General features: G+C 65.1%; 21 protein-coding genes. 13 read left to right on the plus strand and 8 right to left on the minus strand.

Annotated features, from left to right (window positions below; all coding sequences use genetic code 11):
• Positions 1-566, minus strand: a 566-nt coding sequence (locus ABID26_RS28700; protein WP_354417220.1) for a chemotaxis protein CheB, incomplete at its 3' end; no start/stop codon positions are given.
• 172 nt (positions 567-738) lie between these two features.
• Between ABID26_RS28700 and ABID26_RS28705 the strand changes: the two genes are divergently transcribed.
• Positions 739-1,569: an aldo/keto reductase gene (locus tag ABID26_RS28705; protein WP_189521243.1), complete on the plus strand. Its 831-nt coding sequence runs from the start codon at positions 739-741 to the stop codon at positions 1,567-1,569.
• Between the two features lie 89 nt (positions 1,570-1,658).
• On the opposite strand, the gene ABID26_RS28710 is transcribed toward ABID26_RS28705, so the two are convergent.
• Entirely contained in the window at positions 1,659-3,752 is a 2,094-nt protein-coding gene (locus ABID26_RS28710; RefSeq protein ID WP_292304687.1) for a bifunctional AfsR/SARP family transcriptional regulator/alpha/beta hydrolase, read from the minus strand.
• A gap of 561 nt (positions 3,753-4,313) precedes the next feature.
• On the opposite strand from ABID26_RS28710, the gene ABID26_RS28715 reads away from it, so the two are divergent.
• From ABID26_RS28715 to ABID26_RS28735, 5 genes are all read left to right on the plus strand, one after another.
• A complete protein-coding gene (locus tag ABID26_RS28715; RefSeq protein ID WP_292304691.1) occupies positions 4,314-5,318 on the plus strand; it encodes a LacI family DNA-binding transcriptional regulator in 1,005 nt (334 codons plus the stop codon).
• Between the two features lie 268 nt (positions 5,319-5,586).
• Positions 5,587-6,378 carry a 3-methyl-2-oxobutanoate hydroxymethyltransferase gene (locus ABID26_RS28720; protein WP_126100819.1) on the plus strand — a complete coding sequence of 264 codons (792 nt, stop codon included), beginning with the start codon at positions 5,587-5,589 and terminating at the stop codon, positions 6,376-6,378.
• Between the two features lie 8 nt (positions 6,379-6,386).
• Positions 6,387-7,397 (plus strand): sterol desaturase family protein, encoded by a 1,011-nt coding sequence (locus tag ABID26_RS28725; RefSeq protein WP_292304688.1) that lies wholly within the window; start codon positions 6,387-6,389, stop codon positions 7,395-7,397.
• A 111-nt stretch (positions 7,398-7,508) separates the two neighbouring features.
• Positions 7,509-8,480: a substrate-binding domain-containing protein gene (locus ABID26_RS28730; RefSeq protein ID WP_292304689.1), complete on the plus strand. Its 972-nt coding sequence runs from the start codon at positions 7,509-7,511 to the stop codon at positions 8,478-8,480.
• Between the two features lie 194 nt (positions 8,481-8,674).
• The gene (locus tag ABID26_RS28735; protein ID WP_126100817.1) at positions 8,675-8,989 is read left to right on the plus strand and encodes a MocE family 2Fe-2S type ferredoxin; all 315 of its coding nucleotides are present in this window, start codon (positions 8,675-8,677) and stop codon (positions 8,987-8,989) included.
• A 204-nt stretch (positions 8,990-9,193) separates the two neighbouring features.
• Here ABID26_RS28735 and ABID26_RS28740 read toward each other — a convergent pair whose 3' ends face one another.
• Positions 9,194-9,493, minus strand: a complete 300-nt coding sequence (locus tag ABID26_RS28740; RefSeq protein WP_292303844.1) for a hypothetical protein — start codon at positions 9,491-9,493, stop codon at positions 9,194-9,196.
• A 128-nt stretch (positions 9,494-9,621) separates the two neighbouring features.
• Between ABID26_RS28740 and ABID26_RS28745 the strand changes: the two genes are divergently transcribed.
• Positions 9,622-10,521, plus strand: a complete 900-nt coding sequence (locus ABID26_RS28745) for a VOC family protein (protein WP_292303846.1) — start codon at positions 9,622-9,624, stop codon at positions 10,519-10,521.
• 38 nt (positions 10,522-10,559) lie between these two features.
• Entirely contained in the window at positions 10,560-11,162 is a 603-nt protein-coding gene (locus ABID26_RS28750) for a sulfotransferase family protein (protein ID WP_292303848.1), read from the plus strand.
• Positions 11,163-11,253: 91 nt separating this feature from the next.
• Here ABID26_RS28750 and ABID26_RS28755 read toward each other — a convergent pair whose 3' ends face one another.
• On the minus strand, positions 11,254-11,985 hold the full coding sequence (locus ABID26_RS28755; RefSeq protein WP_126100813.1) for a DUF2270 domain-containing protein: 732 nt from the start codon (positions 11,983-11,985) through the stop codon (positions 11,254-11,256).
• Positions 11,986-12,093: 108 nt separating this feature from the next.
• Entirely contained in the window at positions 12,094-12,300 is a 207-nt protein-coding gene (locus ABID26_RS28760; protein ID WP_126100812.1) for a hypothetical protein, read from the minus strand.
• Between the two features lie 361 nt (positions 12,301-12,661).
• Between ABID26_RS28760 and ABID26_RS28765 the strand changes: the two genes are divergently transcribed.
• Positions 12,662-14,962, plus strand: coding sequence for a cation:proton antiporter domain-containing protein (locus ABID26_RS28765; protein WP_126100811.1), 2,301 nt, complete (start codon positions 12,662-12,664; stop codon positions 14,960-14,962).
• A 111-nt stretch (positions 14,963-15,073) separates the two neighbouring features.
• Here ABID26_RS28765 and ABID26_RS28770 read toward each other — a convergent pair whose 3' ends face one another.
• Positions 15,074-16,198, minus strand: coding sequence for a helix-turn-helix transcriptional regulator (locus ABID26_RS28770; RefSeq protein WP_354417225.1), 1,125 nt, complete (start codon positions 16,196-16,198; stop codon positions 15,074-15,076).
• Positions 16,199-16,382: 184 nt separating this feature from the next.
• Here ABID26_RS28770 and ABID26_RS28775 point away from each other — a divergent pair, with 184 nt between their 5' ends.
• From ABID26_RS28775 to ABID26_RS28785, 3 genes are all read left to right on the plus strand, one after another.
• Complete coding sequence (locus ABID26_RS28775; protein WP_126100809.1) at positions 16,383-16,832, plus strand: cupin domain-containing protein; 450 nt, start codon at positions 16,383-16,385, stop codon at positions 16,830-16,832.
• A 140-nt stretch (positions 16,833-16,972) separates the two neighbouring features.
• On the plus strand, positions 16,973-17,587 hold the full coding sequence (locus ABID26_RS28780) for a LysE family translocator (protein WP_126100808.1): 615 nt from the start codon (positions 16,973-16,975) through the stop codon (positions 17,585-17,587).
• 162 nt (positions 17,588-17,749) lie between these two features.
• A complete protein-coding gene (locus ABID26_RS28785; RefSeq protein ID WP_126100807.1) occupies positions 17,750-18,046 on the plus strand; it encodes a DUF1330 domain-containing protein in 297 nt (98 codons plus the stop codon).
• Between the two features lie 25 nt (positions 18,047-18,071).
• Here ABID26_RS28785 and ABID26_RS28790 read toward each other — a convergent pair whose 3' ends face one another.
• Together ABID26_RS28790 and ABID26_RS28795 are read right to left on the minus strand one after the other, a co-directional pair.
• Positions 18,072-18,707, minus strand: a complete 636-nt coding sequence (locus ABID26_RS28790; RefSeq protein WP_126100806.1) for an ankyrin repeat domain-containing protein — start codon at positions 18,705-18,707, stop codon at positions 18,072-18,074.
• Between the two features lie 283 nt (positions 18,708-18,990).
• Positions 18,991-20,202, minus strand: a complete 1,212-nt coding sequence (locus tag ABID26_RS28795) for an MFS transporter (RefSeq protein WP_292345645.1) — start codon at positions 20,200-20,202, stop codon at positions 18,991-18,993.
• A gap of 454 nt (positions 20,203-20,656) precedes the next feature.
• On the opposite strand from ABID26_RS28795, the gene ABID26_RS28800 reads away from it, so the two are divergent.
• Complete coding sequence (locus ABID26_RS28800) at positions 20,657-21,076, plus strand: VOC family protein (RefSeq protein ID WP_292303855.1); 420 nt, start codon at positions 20,657-20,659, stop codon at positions 21,074-21,076.
• Positions 21,077-21,086: the final 10 nt, after the last annotated feature.

Here is a 21,086-nt window from a genome sequence, read left to right on the forward strand (position 1 = left end):
TCGACTTCGACGTAACGCAGCGCGCTTTCCACCATGGAAGGCACCAACGTGTCCTTCGGGTGCTGCACGATCGCGAGCCCGCCGACGGCCTTGATCGCCCTCAGGCCGGCTGTGCCGTCGGAAAGCGAGCCCGAAAGCAGCACGCCGATGACACTCGCGCCGTAGCTCAGCGCCGCCGAGCGGAACAGCGGGTCTATCGCCGGCCGGGCGAGGTTTTCGCGCGGTCCGCGCCGCAGCATCATGTGGTCGCCATGCAGGAGAAGATGGAAGCCGGGCGGCGCCACATAGATGTTGCCGGTTTTGAACTTCGCGCCGTTCTTGGCTACCGAGGTTTTGAGCGTGGCCACGCGGGCGAGGATTGCCGGCAGGTAGCTGACCTGGCCGACATGCAGCACGACGAACACGGCCGCCGGCAGGTCGGCGGGCAGGTCGCTCACGATCTGCTTCAGCGGCTCCACCCCGCCAGCCGATGCCCCGATGACGATGACGAAGCGGTTGCGTGCCTCTTGCCGCGCGCTTGTAGCGTTCTCGCTGCCAGGTGAGATTCGGTTTCGATCGTAGGCCATGGCACTCCGTCGGGTCGCGCCCCAGCCCTCAGTCATAAGTCGGCCAGGGGCGACTAGGTTCCATGGCGCGGCGCCGAAGCTGCCGATCTCCCCTTCGACATCATCGACTCGCATTACTGAAACCGCAGCCTAGATAGAGCGGGGCCAACCCACCGTGCAGAAGGAACCACACATGCCTGAACAGCTGACATTGAACGACGGCTCAAAAATCCCTCAGATCGGGCTCGGCGTGTGGCAGGTCGATCCGGATATCACGTCACAAGTCGTGCGCTGGGGGATCGAGGCCGGCTACCGCCTGATCGACACCGCCGAGGGCTACCGAAACGAGGAGGGCGTGGGCGAGGCGATCCGCGCCGCAGGCGTGCCGAGGGCTGAGCTGTTCATCACCTCGAAGCTGCGCAATGGCGGCCACCAGCGCGATGCGGCGCTTCGCTCCTTCGACGACACGATGCAAAAGCTCGGCATCGACCAGATCGACCTCTTCCTCATCCATTGGCCGGTGCCCAGCCAGAACAACTATGTCGAGGCGTGGAAGACGCTGGTCGAGCTCAAGCAGGCCGGCCGCATCAAGTCGGTCGGCGTGTCCAACTTCAACCAGGACCATCTGGAGCGCATCATCGGCGAAACCGGCGTCACGCCCGCCGTCAATCAGATCGAGCTGCATCCGCGCTTCCAGCAGCGCGACAAGCGCGAGTTCCATGCCAAGCACGGCATCAGGATCGAAAGCTGGAGCCCGTTGGGCAGCGGCCGGCTGCTCGCCGACCCGACGCTTGAGGGGATCGCGAAGAAGCATGGCAAGTCGGTGGCGCAGGTCATCATCCGCTGGCATCTGCAGCAAGGGCTGGTCGTGATCCCGAAGTCGATCCACCGGGACCGCATCGCCGCCAATTTCGACGTCTTCGATTTCGAGCTGGATGGGGGCGACATGGAGACCATCCGCGGCATGGACTCTGTCGACGGACGCACGGGGCCGAATCCGGTCACGGCGGCGTTCTTGTTCTGAAGGTTGAAGCTGCCGATCTCTCCTTGCGGGGAGATGCCCTGGACGGCAGAGGTGGGCGCTGTCCCGCCGATCCGTCCGTGCCAGGACGGTCACGCGCCAGCGCTTGTGGGCGTCGCTGTAACCGAAAAGAACTGAAGCGCCCCCGGCAGGCCACTCGCTTTCATCTCGCCATGTTCCTCGAATGTCAGGCCGGAGCCGGCGATCAGGTCGCGCACCGTCCGCGATGCGATGATATCGCCCGGCCGGGCAAGATCCAGCAGGCGCGACGAGACCTCGATGGCGATGCCGGAGAAATCCTCGCCGCGCGCCTCGCACTCGCCAATGTGAACCGCAGCGCGAAGATCGATGCCAGATGTCTTCAACCTGTCGCCGATCGCGATCCCGCACTGGATCGATCGCGTCGGCCTCTGGAAAACGGCAAGCAGCCTGCCGCCTGAACGCCTGATCTCCTTGCCGTCGAACAGCAGCAACTCGTCCCGGATCGCATCCGCGCATCGGTCGATTGCCCTTTCGTTGGCGGCTTCGATCCCGATTGCCAGAACCGTGAGCAGCAGGCGCTGACTTGGGACCGGGGGCAGGGCGGCGGTAACGAAGCTCCGGATCTCGTCGACCAGGCGGTCGCAGTCCTCGCCCCAGATTACGTGGTCTCTGCCTGCCAGCTCGAGATATTTGGCGCCCTCGATATGCGTTGCAAGATAGCGTCCTTCCTCTGGTTTTATCCAACGATCGCCTGTCCTGTGCACCACAAGCGTCGGAACATGGATGGCCGGCAGGATGTCGCGCACATCGATCTCAGTGGCCCAGCGCCAGAGGGCGACCGCGTCGGCCGGCGAGGCCGAATTTCTGAGATAGGCGGCGAACCACTCCCGCTCGACTACGTTCTCGGTCAGGCTGGGCGCTGCGTTGCTCATGTCGGCAGCCATCCCCCACTCTCTTTCGACGGTATCAACATCCTGCTGCACCTGCTCGACCGTTCTCGCCCAGGGATAATCCATGGCCCAGCCGCCCCTGGCATAGGTGCCGTTGAGAACCAGCGCGGCTGTTCGATCGGGATAGGTGGCGGCGAAAAGCATGCACATTGGGCCGCCCTCCGAACTGCCGAACAGCACCGTGCGTGTGGAGCCCACAGCGTCCAGCACAGCCCGGACGTCTTCCATGCGCATTTCCAGCGTCGGCAGGCCGACACCGCGGTCGGACAAACCGGTGCCGCGCTTGTCGATGCGGATCAGGCGCGAGAAGGTGCCGAGCCGGTTAAGCACATGCGCAAAGCGCGGTGATCCCCAAGCAAGATCGAGATTGGAGACCCAGCCCGGCACATAGACGAGGTCGATCGGCCCGTCGCCGGTGACCTGATAGGCGATGTTGATCCCGGCCGATTTGACATAATGGGTCGGCGGGCGCGCGGGCTCGGAACCGGAGGCCGATACCGGATGTGTAAGCCTGGAAGGCGATGCGCCGCGGCGCGCCCGCAGCTCGTCGTGCAAATTCCGTGTTCCCGGTTCAGGCATCAGCCGCAGATCGCGCTGCAGCGCGTCGCGGCAGAGCTCATATTGCTTCAGCGCGAGGTTGATCCGCCCCTGCGCGGCATAGCTTCGCATCAAGACGCGGTGGGCGTCCTCGCGCAGCGGTTCCATCGCCAGCAGGCGAGTGGCCGCGCGTATGGAAGAGGCGGGATCGTTCGCGGCCGTGTAATGGATGATGAGTCTGTCCAGCGCAGCGACGGCCATCGTCCTCAGGCGCTCGCGCTCGACCCGCAGCCAGTCCTCGAACGGCTCTTCCCTCAGGCCAAGCCCGTCAAGCAGGTCACCGCGGTAAACGGCCAAAGCCCGCTCCAGATCTTGGGGCGCGGAGCTTGTTGATAGCGCCTCGAACCGCGCGACGTCGAAGTCGAAATCGTCGAGATGGAGCGCAATGCTCGTGCCCTCGGTCACGAAGCGCCCGCCACCCGAGGCGCTCATCGCCTTCCTGATGGCCGACACGGCCTGCCGGAGGCTCATGCGGGCCTGCGCCTCGCCGGTCACGCCCCAGAGGAGCGCAGCGAGCTTCTCGCGGGACTGGGGATGCCCCGCCTGCAGCGCGAGATACGCTACCATTGCGCGCGCCTTGCGGCTGAACACGGGAGCTGCCGCCCCCACGCCCGCAAAGTCGAAACCACCCAGCAGATGAAGATGCGGCCCCGTCATCGGATTCCGCCCCAGCCACGCTTCCAGGCAATTCTTTCGCTTAGTCGGTGCCAATTCAACCGCGATCTGTCCGACGCAGTCTTTTTCACGATTTGATCACGCTGCCTTCTCGAGCCTCGTCACGGCCGTGGCGGACAGTTGCAGGGATGTAAAACGCGGGAGAACCCCATGCTGCCCCCAGGCCCGGCCGACTGGCCCTTCCGGCAAGACGACGACCCTTTCCGGCGCCAAGACACTGCACCTGCAACCCTTCGCCACGACATCTCCCTGGCGCAGTACCTAGAACGGCAGCGAGCATGCCGGGCGACCCCACCAATGCTCGACCCTATAGGAGGAATGCGCAGGCTCCTCGTGCTGGCCGTGTCGGCGCTGGCTGCGCTGTTTCGCCAGCGTGCTAGAAGATCGGCGTCGCCGCTCCGACCTTAAAAGCCTGGCCTTTCTGCTCTACGGCGCCCCCTCTGTCCTCCTAGACAGGGGGCGCGAAAGGACGCGAACCTCGCCTTGGAAATCGAATAGCCCCTGGCTACTTTGTCCTCGCCGACACACCCCAGGGAGCCATCCATTCCAAAGCCAACCTTCCTCGAAATAGCCCGCCGCGCCGGCGTCGGCACGGCGACGGTCGAGCGCGTGCTGAACGGCAGGGGCGGGGTGCGGCCCGAGACCGTCGAGAAAGTGGTGGCGGCGGCGCGCTCGCTCGATTATCCGCGCCGGCTGCCGGAGGCGCATCGCGGCGTCATCCGCATCGAGGTGGTCCTGGTCAGGCCTGACGCGACCTTCTTCGCCAGGCTGTCCCGCGCCTTCGAACGCATCGCGGCGACGCTGGACCGCACGATTGCCGTCCACCGCACCTTCCTCGACGAGGCCAATCCGGCCGCGATCGCCAAGCGCATCCTCGAACCGGAGATGCGCCGCGCGGCCCTCATCCTCGCCGTGCCCGACCATCCGCTGGTCAGCGCCGCGCTCCGAAAGCTCGAAGCGAAAAACATCCCGACGGTGCAGATCGTCACCCAGATCTCCGGCACCAAAAGCACCTATGTCGGCATCGACAACTATGCCGCCGGACGCATGGCCGGGCTCTTAATGGCGCGCATGCAGCGCCAACCGGGCAAGGTTGTCGCCATCTGCCACAGCCAGATCTACCGCGTCCACCGCGACCGCGTGCGCGGCTTCTTCGACTACCTGATCGAACAGGGGCGAGACTTCGAGCCCGTCGCCACACTCTTCGGTTTCGACGACGGCGACCGCAATGCCGAGCAGCTGCATGAGGCGTTTGTGCGCTGGCCGGACCTTGCCGGCCTCTACAATGCCGGCGGGGCCAACACCGCGCTGAACGAGGTGCTGCGCCGTCACCCGCGCGGTCGCGACATCTTCTTCGTCGGCCACGAGCTCACCGAACGCAGCACGCGCGGCTTGCGCGAAGGCACGATGGATGTCGCGCTCGACCAGGCGCCGGAAGCGCAGGCGCGCCGCGCCATCGACCTGGTGCTGGCCGCGCTCAACCTGCACGACCTGCCGGTCGACAATCCGCCGATCCGCTTCATCACTTTCACCGCCGAGAACCTTTGATCTGATTTGATCAAGGTAGCGCAAGCCTTCGCGGCAATCACGGTGCTAACTCGACCGCGAACGGGAGACGATCGGACTCTCCCCTCATCCGGCCGCTGCGCGGCCACCTTCTCCTGAGGGGAGAAGAGGGCGGGCACCGACGCAATGCGGCTCCTCTCCCTGTGGGGAAAGGTCGGATTGCCCGAATTGCCCTTCGCAATTCGGATTGGCAAATCCGGGTGAGGGGGCTTTTCCACCTGCGATCCGCCCGCGAACGGGAGGATTATCGGTGACAAGACGGCTGACAGCCTACGACCTGCAAAGCGCCAAGGGCAGCCGCAAATGGCTTCAGCTGCATGTCGACACGCCTGCGGAGGCTGCCGCCGCGGTCGCCTGCGACATCGTCATCCTCTCCTGCGAGCCCGACCATAATCTCGAAGCCATCCGCCAGGCGGCGCCGCATGCGTTCCTCTCCGTCGGCATGCCGCATGGCGCGGTCGCTTCGCCCGATGAGGCGGTGCGGCTGGGCTTCGCCATGATGAAGCGCGGCGCCGATGCGGTCTATTCATCGCATTCGCCGCGCTTCATCGAGGCCATGGCGGCCGAGGGGATCCCCGTCACCGGCCATGTCGGCCTGGTGCCGAACCGCGCCACCTGGACGAATTTTCGCGCCGTCGGCCGCACGGCGGAGGAAGCCTTCAAGGTGCTGCGCGCTGCGAAGGATCTCGAGAATGCGGGCGCCGCCTGCATCGAAGTGGAAGTCGTGCCGGTGCGCCTCGCCGAGCATATCACGCGCTCGACGCCGCTGATCACCATGGGCATGGGCTGCGGCAGCGCCTGCGACACGCAATATCTCTTCTCCTGCGATGTGTTGGGCACCCACACCGGGCACTATCCGCGCCACGCCAAGCGCTACGCCGACTTCGTCACGCTGGAGGCCGAGCTGCAGGAAAAGCGCGTCAGTGCCTTCCGCGCCTTCGGCCGCGACGTCGCCGCTGGCGCCTATCCGGAAGCGAAGCATCAGGTGGACATGGACGATGCCGCCTATGACCGCTTCCTCACCCTCGCACAATCCTTGTGAGACCAGCCATGGACGACCTCAAATACGGCACGCGCAACAAAAGGGGCGACTGGGCGCCCAACGAACCGGCCGGCACGGCACCGCTCCTCACCTTCCCGCCGCGGCCGCTGGCGCTGCTGAAATGGCTGCCGCATTACCTCCTGCCCTACAATCTGCTGTTCGCCCTCTCGGCGGTGGCGTGGTGGCATTTCGTGCTGCCTGACGTCGAGACGATGAAGACACTCTCTGTCGGCTGGATCCTGCGGCTCTTCCTCGTCAACTGTGCGGCGCTGCTGGTCTTCTTCGGCGCCTTCGAGCTTCGACTCTACATTTTGAGAGCCCAGGGCAGCCGCTTCAAATACAACGGCAAATGGCCCTCGGAGCAGAAGAGCAAGGCCTTCTTCTTCGAGAACCAGAACATCGACAACATGCTGCGCACCTTCGGCACCGGCATGCCGATCTGGACTGCGATCGAGGTGGCGATCCTTTACGCCTATGCCAATGGTCATGTGCCTTGGCTGACCTTCGCCCAGCATCCGGTCTACCTGTTCTGCCTGGCGCTGGCGGTGCCGATCATCCACGAGACGCATTTCTTCCTGCTGCACCGGGCGATCCACTGGGGTCCGCTCTACAAATGGGTGCATTCGGTGCACCACAATTCGGTGAACCCGTCGCCCTGGTCGTCGCTGTCGATGCATCCGGCGGAGCAGCTCGGCTATCTCGGCGTGGCGCTCTGGCACCTGATCATCCCATCGAACCCGCTGCTCGCGCTCTACCAGCTACACTATGCCGGCTTCGGCGCCATTCCCGGCCATGTCGGCTTCGACAAGGTGGAACTGACCGAGGACACGGGCGTCGATAGCCACGCCTACATCCACTACCTGCACCACAAATATTTCGAGGTGAACTACGGCGACGGCTTGATCCCGTTCGACCGCTGGTTCGGCACCTTCCACGACGGCAGCAAAGAGGGCGAGGCTCGCATGCAGGCCCGCTACGAGAAGAAGAAGGCGCGCGCCAACGCTGCTGCCGCGAAATGACGCCCGAACAGACAGCAAGGTGGATGGCCTTGGCCATCCGCCTAGCCATCCCGCAAGGGCCGGAGACAAAAGCGGGGTGAACCGGCACCCATCTGCAAAGGGAGGAAACCCGTGAAGAAACTTCTCATCTCGGCGGCTTTAGCCACTCTGTGGTCGACGGCGTTTGCCGCGACTCTGTCGATGCCGGCAACTGCATTCGCCGCCAAGCTCGGCGTCTCGATCGTCAATTTCGACAATAATTTCCAGACGCTTCTGATGCACGGCATGCAGGACCGCGCCAAGGAGAAGGGCGCCGACATCCAGGTCGAAGATGCCCAGAACGACGTCGCCAAACAGCTCGACCAGGTGAAGAATTTTATCGCCAGCGGCGTCGACGCCATCATCGTCACGCTGGTCGACACCAATGCCTCGAAAACCATCAGCGAGGAGGCGGCCAAGGCAGGCATTCCGCTGGTCTTCGTCAATCTCGAGCCGGTCGACATGGCGAAGCTGCCGGCAAGCCAAGTCTATGTCGGCTCCAATGAAGTCGAGTCCGGCACGCTGGAAGCCTTCGAGGTCTGCAAGATGCTGCGCGCCAAGGGCAAGTCGGCCGGCGCCACCGCCTACATCGTCATGGGCAGCCTCGTGCACCAGGCAGCACTCCAGCGCACCAAGGATGTCGAGCAGATCTTTGCCACCGACATGTGCAACTTCATCAAGGTCACCGACAAGCAGTCGTCGGAATGGTCGCGCGACAACGCGCAGAACCTGATGACCAACTGGCTGACCGCCGGCCCGGCCCCGGACGCCGTGATCGCCAACAACGACGAATCCGCCATCGGCGCCATCCTGGCGCTGAAGGCCAACGGCGTCGACATGAAGAACGTCGTGGTCGGCGGCATCGACGCCACCCAGGATGGCCTGCAGTCGATGAAAGCGGGTGATCTTTCCGTCACCGTCTTCCAAAACGCCAAGGGGCAGGGCGGCGGCGGTGTCGACGCGGCACTCGCGCTCGCCAAGGGCGAGAAGGTCGACCGCGTCGTCTACGTGCCGTTCGAGTTGGTGACGCCGGAAAACGCGGCGGAGTACCTGGGCAAGAACTAGAGCTTGGGATTACGGCGGGACTCCCCCTCATCCGGCCGCTTCGCGGCCACCTTCTCCCCGAGGGGAGAAGAGGTTGGCGCCGGCGCTGACATGCTCCTCTCCCCTCGGGGAGAGGTCGGATTGCCCCGAATTGCCTTTGCAATTCGGTTGGCAATCCGGGTGAGGGGACGTTCGCCATGCAAAAAGGAAAAGAAATGACCGGCTGGATCAGGGCCTGCGGCCTCGACGACATCGAACAGGAAGGCGCCCGCCGCTTCGATCACGGCGGCAAGACCTACGCGGTCTTCCGCTCGCCCGACGACGAAGTGTTCTGCACCGACGGGCTCTGCACGCATGAGGCGGTGCACATCGCCGACGGGCTGGTCATGGACTACGAGGTCGAATGCCCAAAGCATTCCGGCGCCTTCGATTATCGCACGGGAGCGGCCAAGCGCCTGCCGCCCTGCATCAACCTCAGGACATATCCTGCCAAGGTGGAGGCGGGGGAGGTGCTGGTGGCGGTGGGGTAGGGCGCTGCTAATCTCCCCCCTTGAGGAGGAGATGTCGCCGAAGGCGACAGAGGGGGTGCCGCGCGTAAAGCGCCAACCTCTTCCGCGACGGAAATCACGTCGGCGCTCCATGCGCGGGTACCCCTTCTGGCCTGTCGGCCATCTCCCCCTCAAGGGGGGAGATCAGCCGTCGCGCCGGCTTTCGCCAATTGCCAAAGCGCCTCGCTAAATCCCTTCCCCATCGACCAGCGGTACGTCATCGCCCTCCCATGGGCTCGGCATCGACGCGCGCCCGGCGGTGGGCAGCGGCATCCAGCATCTGAGCTCCGGCTCGGCATATTCGACCACGCGGCCCGGCGAGGAGTCGGACGCCCGCCAGCCTTCCTCGCCGAACTGGTCGGCGCGCGACCAGTAGGCCATGTCGACCTCCGCCGGTCCCTGTTCGGACGAGCGCACCGTGACCAGGATGCGGCTGCCGTCCCTCGGCGCGCTCGCCATGTTGCGCCAGTGGTCGGTCTCGTCCATGTGAATTCCTCCTCAGTCTATCGCCGCAATAGTCGCCGCCCGCCGGGGAGGGGTCAACCCGAACTTGGCGCAAGACAGAAATATCGTTCAGAGCTAATATGTTCCCGACCGCAATCGGATAGACGACGATGGGCGAAGGATTGCTGTCTCAAGCCACTCGCCTCGGGCCGGTCCACCTCAAGGTGACCGATATCCCGGCGGCTTTGACCGTCTGGCGCGACACGCTTGGACTCGAACCGATTGGCGAGAACGACGCGACCGCAGCGCTCGGCGCCGGCGGCAGGACGCTGATCGTGCTCCATGCCGGAGCGCAGACACCCCTGCCGCAGAAATCGCGCGATCTTTTCCACGTCGCCATCCATGTGACGACCCGCCGCGATCTCGCTCATGCCGCCGCCCGCCTCAAGGCGTCGGGCCTGAGATACAGCGCCCAGGACCATCTGGTTTCGGAATCGCTCTACGTCTCCGATCCATCCGGAAACGGCATCGAGATCTGTTTCGACACGCCGGAACGCTTCCTGCGCCGGGAAGTGTCGGCCGAGGGCCGCGTGGCGCTGATCGCCACCGACGGCAGCGCGCATTCCGGGCTCGAGCCGTTGGACGTCCCGGGCCTGCTGCGCGATCTCGGCAATTCCGGCCATGTCGAGCCGAGGATGGCTGCGGACGCCTTCATCGGCCACATCCACATGCGTGCCCGCACGCCGGAGGCGCTGATGCAATTCTATGTCGGCGTGCTCGGCTTCAAGCCGCATATCCAGTCCAGGACCTTCGGCATGTTCGACTGCGGCACCGAACGTCGCGCCCATATGATCGCCTTCAACATCTGGGCGCGCGACGAACTGCGCGAGCCGCCGCCGAATGCCGCCGGCCTCGATCATTTCACGGTCGAGCTTGCGTCGGCCGAGCAGCTTGATGCGGTGGGTTCCAGGCTCAATGTCGCCGACGTGTCGGTGAAAAAGATCGAGGGCGCCATCGAGGCCGCAGATCCAGAGGGCAATAGCTTGCGGCTCGTTGTCCAGGGAGAGTGATTTTCGCGGGCTGACTTGCTTCAGGGAGGAGGGGAAGAATGTCGATCGAGGTGATTGGAACCGGCTTTGGCCGGACCGGTACCGATTCGATGCGCGAGGCGCTGACGATGCTCGGCTTCGGGCCGTGCCACCACATGTTCGAGGTCATGACGCATGACGAGCAGAAGCGGCTCTGGCGCGCCTTGGCCAAGGGCGCCGCGCCGGGCTGGAACAGGCTCTTTGCCGGCTATAAATCATGCGTCGACTGGCCGTCGGCGCATTACTGGCGCGAACTGATCGAAGCCTATCCGCGGGCGCGCGTCATCCTCACCTGGCGCTCGCCCGAAAGCTGGTGGGAGAGTTTCCAAAAGACCATACTGCCGGCCATCGCCGACAGCCGGGACCAGGATTCGCTGGGCATTTCGCTCGTCTCGAAGCAGGTCTTCGGCGGCCGCCCGCAGGACCGGGCGCATGCGATCGCCGTCTACGAGGCCAATGTCGCGGCGGTGCTCAACACCGTGCCGGCCGGGCGCCTGCTGGTCCACAAACTCGGCGACGGCTGGGAGCCGCTCTGCGCCCATCTCGGCGTCCCGGTGCCGGCCGAGCCCTATCCCAACCGCAACACCACGAAGGAGTTCCGTGTGGCGCGTTCGTTGCAGTGAAGGAAGTAGTGAATAGTGAATAGTGAACAGGGCGCGTCCACGCAGGCTGATTTCCTGCTCACTATTCACTGCCGACTACTGACTCCCTCCCTCACACATGCACGTCGCCGAACGACAGCTCGCCGTCGTCGGCCCTGATCAGGAAAGCCGCGGCGAGCATGCCGATATAGAACACCACCACGCCGCACACCACCGCGATGCCGGGGATAGGACCGAGCGTCGCCACCCGGAAGGTGTCGAGCAGCGAGGCGCCGAAGCCGATCGGCGAGCCTTCGCGCGACAGGCTGGGCGTGGTGATCTTCAAGACCCAGGCGAGCATCAGGATCGTGTACATGAAGACGTAGTTGCGGCGCAGCCGCCTGATCAGCGCCGAACGCTGCGAGATCAGGAAACGCGGCGAGCGCAGGCCTTCGCCGAGGATGGCCAGCCAGTTGGAGGCGTAGTCCGGCTGCGGGGAAAAAATCTGTGCGAAATAATAGCGCTCGAACTGGCGGACCCTTGCGCGATAGACGTCGAAGAAGCGGTAGCGGCGCGCCTCGATCCACAAAAGCAGCGTGATCAAAAGCATGGCAAAGAGCAGCACGCCGTGATGCGCGCTCGGCGTCGACAGCGACACCGACAGCATCGCGGCAACGACCGTGATCGACCAGTTGCTGGTGCGGTCGAGCCGGTCGCGCCAGCCGGCCATGCGTGCGATCTCGGCGCGGTGAAAATGCGACATCGTGGTCGCGAATTCGGACGAGGTCAGCTTCAGCGCGAACGCGTCGGACCCTCGCGGCGCGGCGGCCGCCTCGGCTGGTTTTATGGTCTGGACCTGAGACATCCCCGTGCCACGTGCCTCCCGCCGTGGCCGGCCGAATAAGCCGGCCACACCCCATATAACACAATGTGCGGCCGGGCTGAAATGTTCCCGCCCTTTCAGGCGGATAGGTCAGGATGCGATGGGGGGCATCGCCCGCTTTGAAGCCGCCGGAAACGGCACCACCTCGGCCTCGGGCCGGGCATATTGGGCGGTAGCGACCGCCTCGATCACAAGGTCGAGCGCGGCGAGCGCCGTGCGGCTGGTTTCGTCGTCGCCGCGCAGATAGTGACAGGCCCTGTCGAGGTGCAGGTGGGCGGCGGCAAAGTCGCTTTTCATTAGCTTCTCCTTATTGCCCGCCGTGTCTCGACCATGCGCGAGTCGCTTTACCCAAACGCAAACATCCACAACCGCATTTGAATTGAATTGTAGACGTGGCAGCTGCCAGTCTCCCCTCTCGTGGGGAGATGCCCGGCAGGGCAGAGGGGGCGCTGTCCAATCTGCCTCTCAGCTGTTGCAGCCACGTCTATGGCCTTTAGAATGAGGCGTAGCCGGGGGGTTTAAACCGTGAGTCAGCGCTCTAGGGCGCCCCTCCCTGTCCTGCCGAACATCTCCCCCACCAGGGAGAGATTACGCACTCCACCGCCGTGCAACCGAAGCACGCGCGAAACCGTTATGGCGAAGCATAATTGAGGGGTGCATGATTTTGTCCTTCCTACCCAATCGGCGCTGGACGATCGGGCTTGGCGGCGCAGCATTTGCGCTGATGCCGGTTGTCGCCTTCGCCGCCGAGAAGAGCGGCATGTCCAGCGAAGGCATCTTCGTTCTCGAAGTCATCCTGCTGCTCGTCGTCGGCCGCGGCATCGGCGAATTGCTGGAGCGCCTCGGCCAGCCGGCGGTGATGGGGCAGCTGATCGGCGGTATTCTGCTCGGGCCTTCGCTGCTCGGCTGGCTGTGGCCGGCGGCCGAGCGCGTGGTCTTTGCCGGCGATGCCGCGCAAAAGTCGATGATCAACGCCATCGCCCAGCTCGGCGTCTTGATGCTTCTCCTGCTCACCGGCATGGAGACGGATCTGCGGCTGGTGCGCCGCGTCGGCCGCGCCTGCTTTTCCATCTCCGCCGCCGGGGTCGCCGTGCCTTTCGTGCTCGGCTTCGTGGCGGCGCAGTTCATGCCGGCCTCGCTGCTCGCCACCGGCAGCGAGCGTGTCGTCGCCGGCCTCTTCCTCGGCACCGCGCTGTCGATCTCCTCGGTCAAGATCGTCGCCATGGTGGTGCGCGAGATGAACTTCATGCGCCGCGACCTCGGCCAGATCATCGTCTCCTCGGCCATCATCGAAGACACGATCGGCTGGGTGATCATCGCCATTACCATCGGCATCGCCACTCATGGCCGCATCGAGGCCGGCAGCCTGGCCTTCACGCTGGCCGGCGTCGCTCTCTTCATGGCGTTTTCCTTCACGCTCGGCCGCCGCATCGTCTTCGACGCCATCCGCTGGACCAACGACACTTTCCGTAGCGAATATGCAGTCGTCACCGTCATCCTCGCCATCATGGGCGCCATGGCGCTGATCACCGAGCTGATCGGCGTCCATACCGTGCTCGGCGCCTTCGTGGCCGGCATACTCGTCGGCGAGTCGCCGATCCTGTCGCGCCACATCGAGGGCCAGCTGCGCGGCGTCATCACCGCGCTTTTTATGCCGGTGTTCTTCGGCGTCGCGGGCTTGTCCGCCGACCTCACCGTGCTCATGGACTCCGAGCTCGCGCTGCTCACCGTGGCGCTGGTGGCCATCGCCAGCATCGGCAAGTTCGGTGGCGCCTTCATCGGCGCTGAACTTTCCAGCATGAGCCGCAGCGAGGGCATCGCGGTCGGCTGTGGCATGAACGCGCGCGGCTCGACCGAGGTCATCGTCGCCTCGATAGGCCTGTCGATGGGCGTGCTTTCGCACAACCTCTTCACCATGATCCTGACTATGGCCGTTATCACCACTCTGGCCATGCCCCCGACGCTGCGCTGGGCTCTCGGCCGGCTGCCGGTCGGCGAGGCGGAGAAGAAGAGGCTGGAGCGCGAGGAGGTCGACCAGCGGGGCTTCATCGCCAATCTGGAGCGGCTGCTGGTGGTGGTCGACGAGGGCGTGGTCGGCCGCTTCGCCGCCTACCTTGCCGGCGTGATCGGCGCCGGCAAACCGATGACGGCGCTGCATGCCAGCGGCGAAAGCGACGCCGAGCCCGGCGAAGCGGCGCATCTTGACGAGATCGAGAAGGGCGCCGAGGAGGGCCGCGAGGCGGCGAAGGAAGCCGACGAGGAGCCGGCGCGTGAAGCGCCGCTCATGCGCCGCCGGCACGAGGCGCCGCTCTCGGCCGAGGCGGTCGCCAAGGAAGCGCGCAAGGGCTATGGCATGCTGCTCATCGGTCTCGGCCGCGCGTTGACCTCGAAGGGCAGCTTCTCGCGGCGCCTGAACGAGGTTGCCGGCGCCTTCGACGGACCGCTCTGCCTGGTGCTGAAGCCGACGAGCGCCGGCCGGCATATGCCGAGGCTCAGCCCCCAGTCTGGCCGGATCCTGGTGCCGGTCAACGGTACGTCGGTCGCCCGCCGAGGCGCCGAGCTGGCGCTTGCCATTGCCGCCGTCACCGGTGCGCCGGTCAAGATGCTTTATGTCGCGCGGGTCAGCCGCGACGAGCCGCGCGATACCGTCTCGCATCGCCGCAGGGAGGCTGTGCTGAAGGACATCGTCGCGCTTGCCGACCGCTATGGCGTCGAGATCGAGACCGCCATCCGCTCAAGGGCCGCCGCCGCCGATGCCATTGCCCGCCAGGCCGGCAGGAACGTGGCGTTGATCGTCATGGGCGTGGCGCGCCGGCCGGGCACCGAGCTCATCTTCGGCGAGACGACGAGCGGCGTGCTGCAGCGCTGCCCGTGCCCGGTGGTGCTGATCTCCGACGCGCGCCTGCGCCGCGACGACGAGGGCAGGGAGGCGCTGAGGTCGGGGACGGGCACGGGGTGAGCCAATCTCCCTCTTGTGGGGAGGCCAGAGGGGGCGATGTCCCGGCAGGGACCGTTGAAGCAGTACGGGTGGAGAGGAGCGCAGGCGTTGCCCGCCTGCGAAAAGGTCTGGCTATTGTCGGTCGTAAAGGGCAGTGGCCGCGATGAGGCGCACCAGCTCCGCCTGTCGCCGCGTCTCCGTCTTTTCGAATATGTGCTGCAGGTGGGTGCGCGCTGTGGTCAGGCTGATATCGAGCTCATCTGCGACCGCCTGCAGCCCTTCGCCGCGTGCGATCGCCATAGCCACGACTGCCTCGGCCGGGGTCAGCCGATAGAGATTGCGCAACTGGTCCTGCGCGGTCCGCGGCGTGCTGTCCGGATCGGCCACGAACACGATCGCGGCAGGGCGACCTGCCACGAACCACGTCGACTCGATAGTCAGCGGCGCCACCAGCACGCTCAGCGGCCTGCGCGGCTCGGTTCGTGTGAGCGCCATCACGCCGCCGGCGGCATCCGATCGCTCGGCGGCCGCGGTGATCAACCGCTGAAATTGCGTGGTATCCGCCGATCTACTTGCGCGAAGCACGGATCTCTCGGTCCTGATCCCATCGGCCTCGGCGAGCAGTGACGCAGCCGCCCGGTTGGCGAACAGGATCTCGCCGTTCGCCGCCACGATCAGTACGCCCTGGGCGACACGGTCGAGCGCCGCGGCATTGGCATCCCTGGCGAGCTCGGAGCGCGAGAGCCGCAGCCTCACGCTTGCCGCGCGGACCAGGTGCGGCCCGACGCGGCGCAGGCGGTCGAGATGCTCGGGCTCGAAATCGCCGGCCGTCTTGGCGCGTCCACAGGTGAACACGACGCGCATGTCCGGCTCGTTGGCGAGCACGACCCCGATCGGGTGGCACATGTCGCCGGGCCGGCAAAAGTCGTTATAGAACTCGGAGCGCTGGTAGCTCTCGCGCGGCAGCAGGTTCCAAACCGGAATCAACGTGCCGGCGGGCAGCCTGGCGATACGCGGCAGGAATACATTGGTCTTGTAGTAGTACCGCGCATAGGTGAGGTCCGCCTCCGGCGGCATGCGTACCGAACTCGCTTCGCTGCGCGATGTCCTCGCGTTCTGGAATGTCAGCTTGGTGGCGGCGCCCTCGAGGAAATCCGACAGCATCTCGAGAACTTGCGGCCAGCGGCCGGGCTCAACCGCCGCATCGTAAATCTGCCCGACCAGTCGATCGAAGTCGTGGACGCGCGCTTCTGACATCTGTCCTGGCCGGAATTTACCGCTCCTCACCCGACGGACCCGCAGTTTGCCGGAAGCCGGTTTCACTGACAACCATTTCCCCGCCGGTCCCGCGCCGCATCTCATATGTTCATATGAGGCGACCGCCCGACGTTACGTGTAACTATTTGCCGGTGCAAAACCATTTCTATCGCGGGAGACTCGGATGCAAACGCGGGTAGCAGCTGGTACTCAGACCGATTGGAATGGCACGCACTACGAAGCGCTTCTGACGCCGCGCGAGACCGGCGGAAAGTTTGGAGCATTTGCATCCCATGCTGGTCCGGGCGATGGACCGCCGCGCCACCGTCATCCCAAGTCCGACGAAGTCTTCGTCATTCTGCAAGGGCGGCTGCGCTTCTGGCGTGCCGGGGAAGCTTCCGAACGCACCGCCGGAGACATATTCTACATTCCCGCTGGCGTTGAGCACGCGTTCGTCGTCGTTGAGCGTGCACGATGGATCGCCATTCTGTCTCCAGGTGGTCTCGAAAGCTTTTTCCCGACGGTTGCCGCGCAGGGGCTGGAGATTCCGCGCGATCTTGCGGAAATCAAAGCGATCGCGGCTCAATTCGATATGGAGATTACCGGGCCGCCCTTGGCCGTCGCTGGACCGTAGGCGATCGCCGATCTCCCCCTCGAGGGCCTGCAAGGGGGGAGATTGGCGCTTAGCCGCCGGCTCCTCCTCAGCCACGGTTGACACCGTCGCCCCGCCCTCGGATTGTCCTTCCTCCACCGATCATCGAAGGGCAAATCACTATGACATTGTCGGGTTTTGCCGCCTATTCCGGCGCGCTGGCGATCGCCGCCATCATCCCAGGGCCGCAGATCGTCGCCATCGTGGCGCAGGCGCTGCGGAGCGGCTACCGGCAGGCGGCCTGGATGACCGCCGGCATGGTGCTGGGCGACGTGCTCTACCTCGCCGCGGTGCTCGCCGGCCTGGCCTTCATCGCCGAGACCTTCAGCTTTCTCCTGATCGCCATCAAATGGGCGGGCGTTGCCTATCTCTGTTTTCTTGCCGTCCAGTTCTGGAGGGCGGGCGAGAGCTTCGAAGCGTCTGAAAGTGGCGTGGCGCGCAACGGCGGCAACGCCTTCCTCTCCGGCGTGCTGGTCACGCTCGGCAATCCGAAATCGGTGCTGTTCTACATCTCGATCCTGCCGACAGTGGTCGACATCGGCGCGCTGTCCGCTTTCGACGTGCCGATCCTTCTGGCTATCACCGCTATCATTCTGGCCGCGGTGCAATTTCCCTTCGCGGTCGCCGGCGCGAAGACCCGCCGCACGTTGCAATCGCCGCGCGCCACACGCCTGTTCAACCGCGGCGCCGCGGTCTGCATGGGCGGGGCGGCGGCGACGATCGCGTTGAGGAACTGAACACGGCGATCCGACGCCCACGCGAGGAAATCTGGCGCCGCCACGGCGGGCTTTCTTCTGTATGAGGAAATTCTAATATAAAATCCGCGTCGGCAGAGTTTCGACGAGAGGGGGGCGCGCCGGATCCCGGTCCTGATGATTTACAACGGGAGGAGAAACGTGATGGCCGCCTACCTGATTGCAGATGTCGATGTCACCGACATGGCCATGTTCGACGAATACAGGCGCGAGGTGCCGGCAACCGAGGCCCGCTACGGCGGGCATTATCTGGCGCGGGGCGGCGCTACGCGGCTGCTTGAAGGCGACTGGGAGCCGCACCGCCTGGTCATAATCGAGTTTCCCGACATGGCCGCGCTCACCGCGTGGTACGACTCGCCGGAGTATGAGAGGCTGAAGCAACTCCGCTTCCGCTGCGCCCATACACGCATCATAGCCCTCGAAGGGGTGGCGCCGGCCTGACGGTTCAAGAACTGACGGGCGCCGTTCACTTGCCTTCGAAGAAACAATGGATCGCGGCGTCCAGCTTGCCGATGAGCTCGGCGTTGCGCGTGCTGCCGGCCCAGATCAGGGCGTTGAGCCGCATGTCCTTATTGAGGAAGTTCACCTTCCGGGTGGCCAGCAGATATTGCGCGACCTCGAGGTGGCGTCCCTTGATCGCCTCGATGAGCGCGCTGTTGCGTCCCGTCTTGTCGGCGAGGTTGACGTCGGCGCCATGCTCGACGAGCAGCTTGACGACGCCCAGATGCCCGTTTCTTGCGGCTTCGATCAGCGGGGTCCTGCCGTAGTAGTCGGCGCGGGCATCGATATCGATCGATGAATGCCTCACCAGCGCCTGGATACAGGCGAGATGACCCTTAGCCGCGGCCAGGCTCAAGGGCGTGCTCTTCCATTTGTTTCTGGAGTTCACGTCGATCGCCGGGTGGCCGATCAAGGTTTCGAGCACCGCGATGCGGCCGTTGTGGGCAGCGAGATGAAGCGCCGACCAGCCGTCTTCGTCGGCCTGGTTGATGTCCGCGCCCGCCTTGAGTTCCGAGCCAAGCGCATCGGCATCGCCACTCTCCGCCGCGCTCAGCAGGCGGGACCAATTCCTGGCTTCTGCGGCTTCCACGCCTGCGGCCACTGCAATATCCCCGGGATCATGGATCGCGCCGGCCTGGCCGGCATTTCAGATGCAGCGTCTTGGCGCAGAGTTTCACACTCGCCGTCGTCGGGCAAATGGATTTCTCGCCGTTTGAACGCGTAATCTCCCCTCGAGGGGGAGATGCCCGGCAGGTCAGAGGGGGTCCTAGCGCGTAGATCGCCGGCGCCCCATGCGAAAGAGAAGGGCGTCGGCGCTTCACGCGCGGCGATCCCCTCTGTCGCCTTCGGCGACATCTCCCCCTCGAGGGGGGAGATTACTCGCGCTACGCCATCTGCAGCCGCTGCCTACTCGGCTGCGGCGGGAAGGCAATCGCGATGCCGGCCGCGCCGAGCCCCACCAGCGCCGAGCCGATGAACAGCCAGGAATAGCTGGCATAGGCGTCGTAGATCATGCCGCCGGCTAACGGGCCGAACGACATGCCGAGGCTGGAGAGCATGGTGGCCGCGCCGAAGACGGTGCCGATGATGCGCGGCCCGAAATATTCGCGCGCCAAGACCGCATAGAGCGGCATGACGCCGCCATAGGTGGCGCCGAAAATGACGGCCAAAACATAGAACTGCTCGAGTTGGCCGACCGCCAGATAAGCGGCGATCACCGCGGCCTGGATGGCAAGGCCGGTGATCAGCACCGGCTTGACGCCAAGCCGGTCGCCGAGCACGCCATAGAGCAGGCGCCCGCCGAGGCCCGCGAGGCCCTCGACACTGTAGATCGAGACGGCGGCCATCGGCGCCACGCCGCAGGCCATTGCATAGCTGACCATGTGGAAGATCGGGCCTGAATGCGCGGCGCAGCAGGCGAAGAAGGTCATGCCCAGCACCAGGAATTGCGGCGAACGCAGTGCCTGGCCGACGCTCATGCCGGGATCGTCGGTTGCGGGCGAGGGCATGCTGCCGTCGGATGCCGCGACCGTCGCCGGCGGCTGGCGCACCAGCAAGACCACGGGCAGCAGAAGCACCCATGCCATGACGCCGATGTCGAACATGGCGGTGCGCCAGTCATAGGCCGAGATCAGCCAGCGCGCGAAGGGCGAGATCGTCATTGGCGCCACCCCCATGCCGGCCGAGACCAGCGACACGGCCAGGCTGCGGTTGGTGTCGAACCAGGCGGTGGTGAGCGCGATCATCGGCGCGAAGAAGGCGCTGGCCGCGAGACCGACGATCACGCCGTAGCTGAGCTGGAAGACCAGCAGCGAGTTAGCGCGGCTCGCCACGACCAATGCCAGGCCGAGCAGCACCGCGCCGGCCAGAACGACCGGTCGGGCGCCGAGGCGGTCATAGATCGAGCCCCAGGCAAAGCCGCCGACGCCCATCACGAGGAAGTTCAAGGTCATGGCGCTGGAAATGCCGGCGCGCGACCAGCCGGTGTCGATCGACATCGGCTCGAGAAAGATCGCCAGCGAGAACATCGCGCCGAGCGCCACACAGGTCATCAGCGCGCCAGCCGCGACGATGACCCAACGATAGGAATGGTTCATGGTTTTCTCCCATGCCGTAAGGCATCCTGTTTGATGCGGCACGGTTTTTCCAGGCTCATCGTGCCGCTTGCGTCCGAAGGACGCCGGGGGAGAAGCCGATCCTACAATCCGGTTGCATTTTTTATCCGGATTTTTTGGGGGCACCGGCGGTGCAACACAGGGATTCACGCACAGACGCTGGCGTTCCTTCACACCCCCTCTGTCCTGCCGGACATCTCCCCCGCAAGGGGGAGATTGGCTGTCGTGCCGGCTTTCGCCAATCTTCAACGTCGGAAAGGGGGCGCCGGCGCCGGAGCTGCTGATCTCCCCCCTTGCGGGGGAGATGCCCGGCAGGGCAGAGGGGGGCGCTTGTCCCGCCAGCGTCTCAAACTGTCAGCAGCCTCCCACCCCCTCATTGACCGCGCACTGGCCCCATCTAGATTGAGCCGTAACAATCAGGAGGAGGCACCACCCCATGCAACTCTACCGCGGCCGGCTCATCGACCACATCCAGTTGGTGGTGCGCGACCTGAAAGCCAGCCGGCGCTTCTACGGCGCGGTGTTCGGGGTGCTGGGCATCCCGGTCGGCGGTGAGGCCGAGGATTACTTCTGGGCCGACGAGCTGTTCGTCTCCAGCGCCGACAGTCGCGCGGCGCTCGGGGTGCTCACCGGCCGCCACCATCTCGCCTTCCAGGCCAAGGACCGCGCCATGGTCGACGCCTTTTACAAGGCAGGGCTCGCCACCGGCGGCAAGGACAATGGCGCGCCGGGCGAGCGCCGCTACCACCCCGGCTACTATGCCTGCTTCCTGCTCGACCCGGACGGCAACAACATCGAGGCCGTGTTCCACGGCGAGGCGAAGCGGAGCGCTGCGGCGGTGGAGATCAGCTTTTAGAGCATTTTCC

The sequence above is a fragment of the Mesorhizobium shonense genome, assembly GCF_040545255.1.
In the GTDB taxonomy this organism is placed as follows: Bacteria; Pseudomonadota; Alphaproteobacteria; order Rhizobiales; family Rhizobiaceae; genus Mesorhizobium; species Mesorhizobium shonense.

Bases quoted from the DNA above. Each gene is read 5' to 3' on its own strand.
- ABID26_RS28705 (WP_189521243.1), top strand. From the start codon at position 739: ATGCCTGAACAGCTGACATTGAACGACGGCTCAAAAATCCCTCAGATC.
- ABID26_RS28710 (WP_292304687.1), bottom strand. From the start codon at position 3,752: ATGACGGGGCCGCATCTTCATCTGCTGGGTGGTTTCGACTTTGCGGGC.
- ABID26_RS28725 (WP_292304688.1), top strand. From the start codon at position 6,387: ATGGACGACCTCAAATACGGCACGCGCAACAAAAGGGGCGACTGGGCG.
- ABID26_RS28735 (WP_126100817.1), top strand. From the start codon at position 8,675: ATGACCGGCTGGATCAGGGCCTGCGGCCTCGACGACATCGAACAGGAA.
- ABID26_RS28740 (WP_292303844.1), bottom strand. From the start codon at position 9,493: ATGGACGAGACCGACCACTGGCGCAACATGGCGAGCGCGCCGAGGGAC.
- ABID26_RS28745 (WP_292303846.1), top strand. From the start codon at position 9,622: ATGGGCGAAGGATTGCTGTCTCAAGCCACTCGCCTCGGGCCGGTCCAC.
- ABID26_RS28750 (WP_292303848.1), top strand. From the start codon at position 10,560: ATGTCGATCGAGGTGATTGGAACCGGCTTTGGCCGGACCGGTACCGAT.
- ABID26_RS28755 (WP_126100813.1), bottom strand. From the start codon at position 11,985: ATGTCTCAGGTCCAGACCATAAAACCAGCCGAGGCGGCCGCCGCGCCG.
- ABID26_RS28760 (WP_126100812.1), bottom strand. From the start codon at position 12,300: ATGAAAAGCGACTTTGCCGCCGCCCACCTGCACCTCGACAGGGCCTGT.
- ABID26_RS28765 (WP_126100811.1), top strand. From the start codon at position 12,662: ATGATTTTGTCCTTCCTACCCAATCGGCGCTGGACGATCGGGCTTGGC.
- ABID26_RS28770 (WP_354417225.1), bottom strand. From the start codon at position 16,198: ATGTCAGAAGCGCGCGTCCACGACTTCGATCGACTGGTCGGGCAGATT.
- ABID26_RS28775 (WP_126100809.1), top strand. From the start codon at position 16,383: ATGCAAACGCGGGTAGCAGCTGGTACTCAGACCGATTGGAATGGCACG.
- ABID26_RS28780 (WP_126100808.1), top strand. From the start codon at position 16,973: ATGACATTGTCGGGTTTTGCCGCCTATTCCGGCGCGCTGGCGATCGCC.
- ABID26_RS28785 (WP_126100807.1), top strand. From the start codon at position 17,750: ATGGCCGCCTACCTGATTGCAGATGTCGATGTCACCGACATGGCCATG.
- ABID26_RS28795 (WP_292345645.1), bottom strand. From the start codon at position 20,202: ATGAACCATTCCTATCGTTGGGTCATCGTCGCGGCTGGCGCGCTGATG.
- ABID26_RS28800 (WP_292303855.1), top strand. From the start codon at position 20,657: ATGCAACTCTACCGCGGCCGGCTCATCGACCACATCCAGTTGGTGGTG.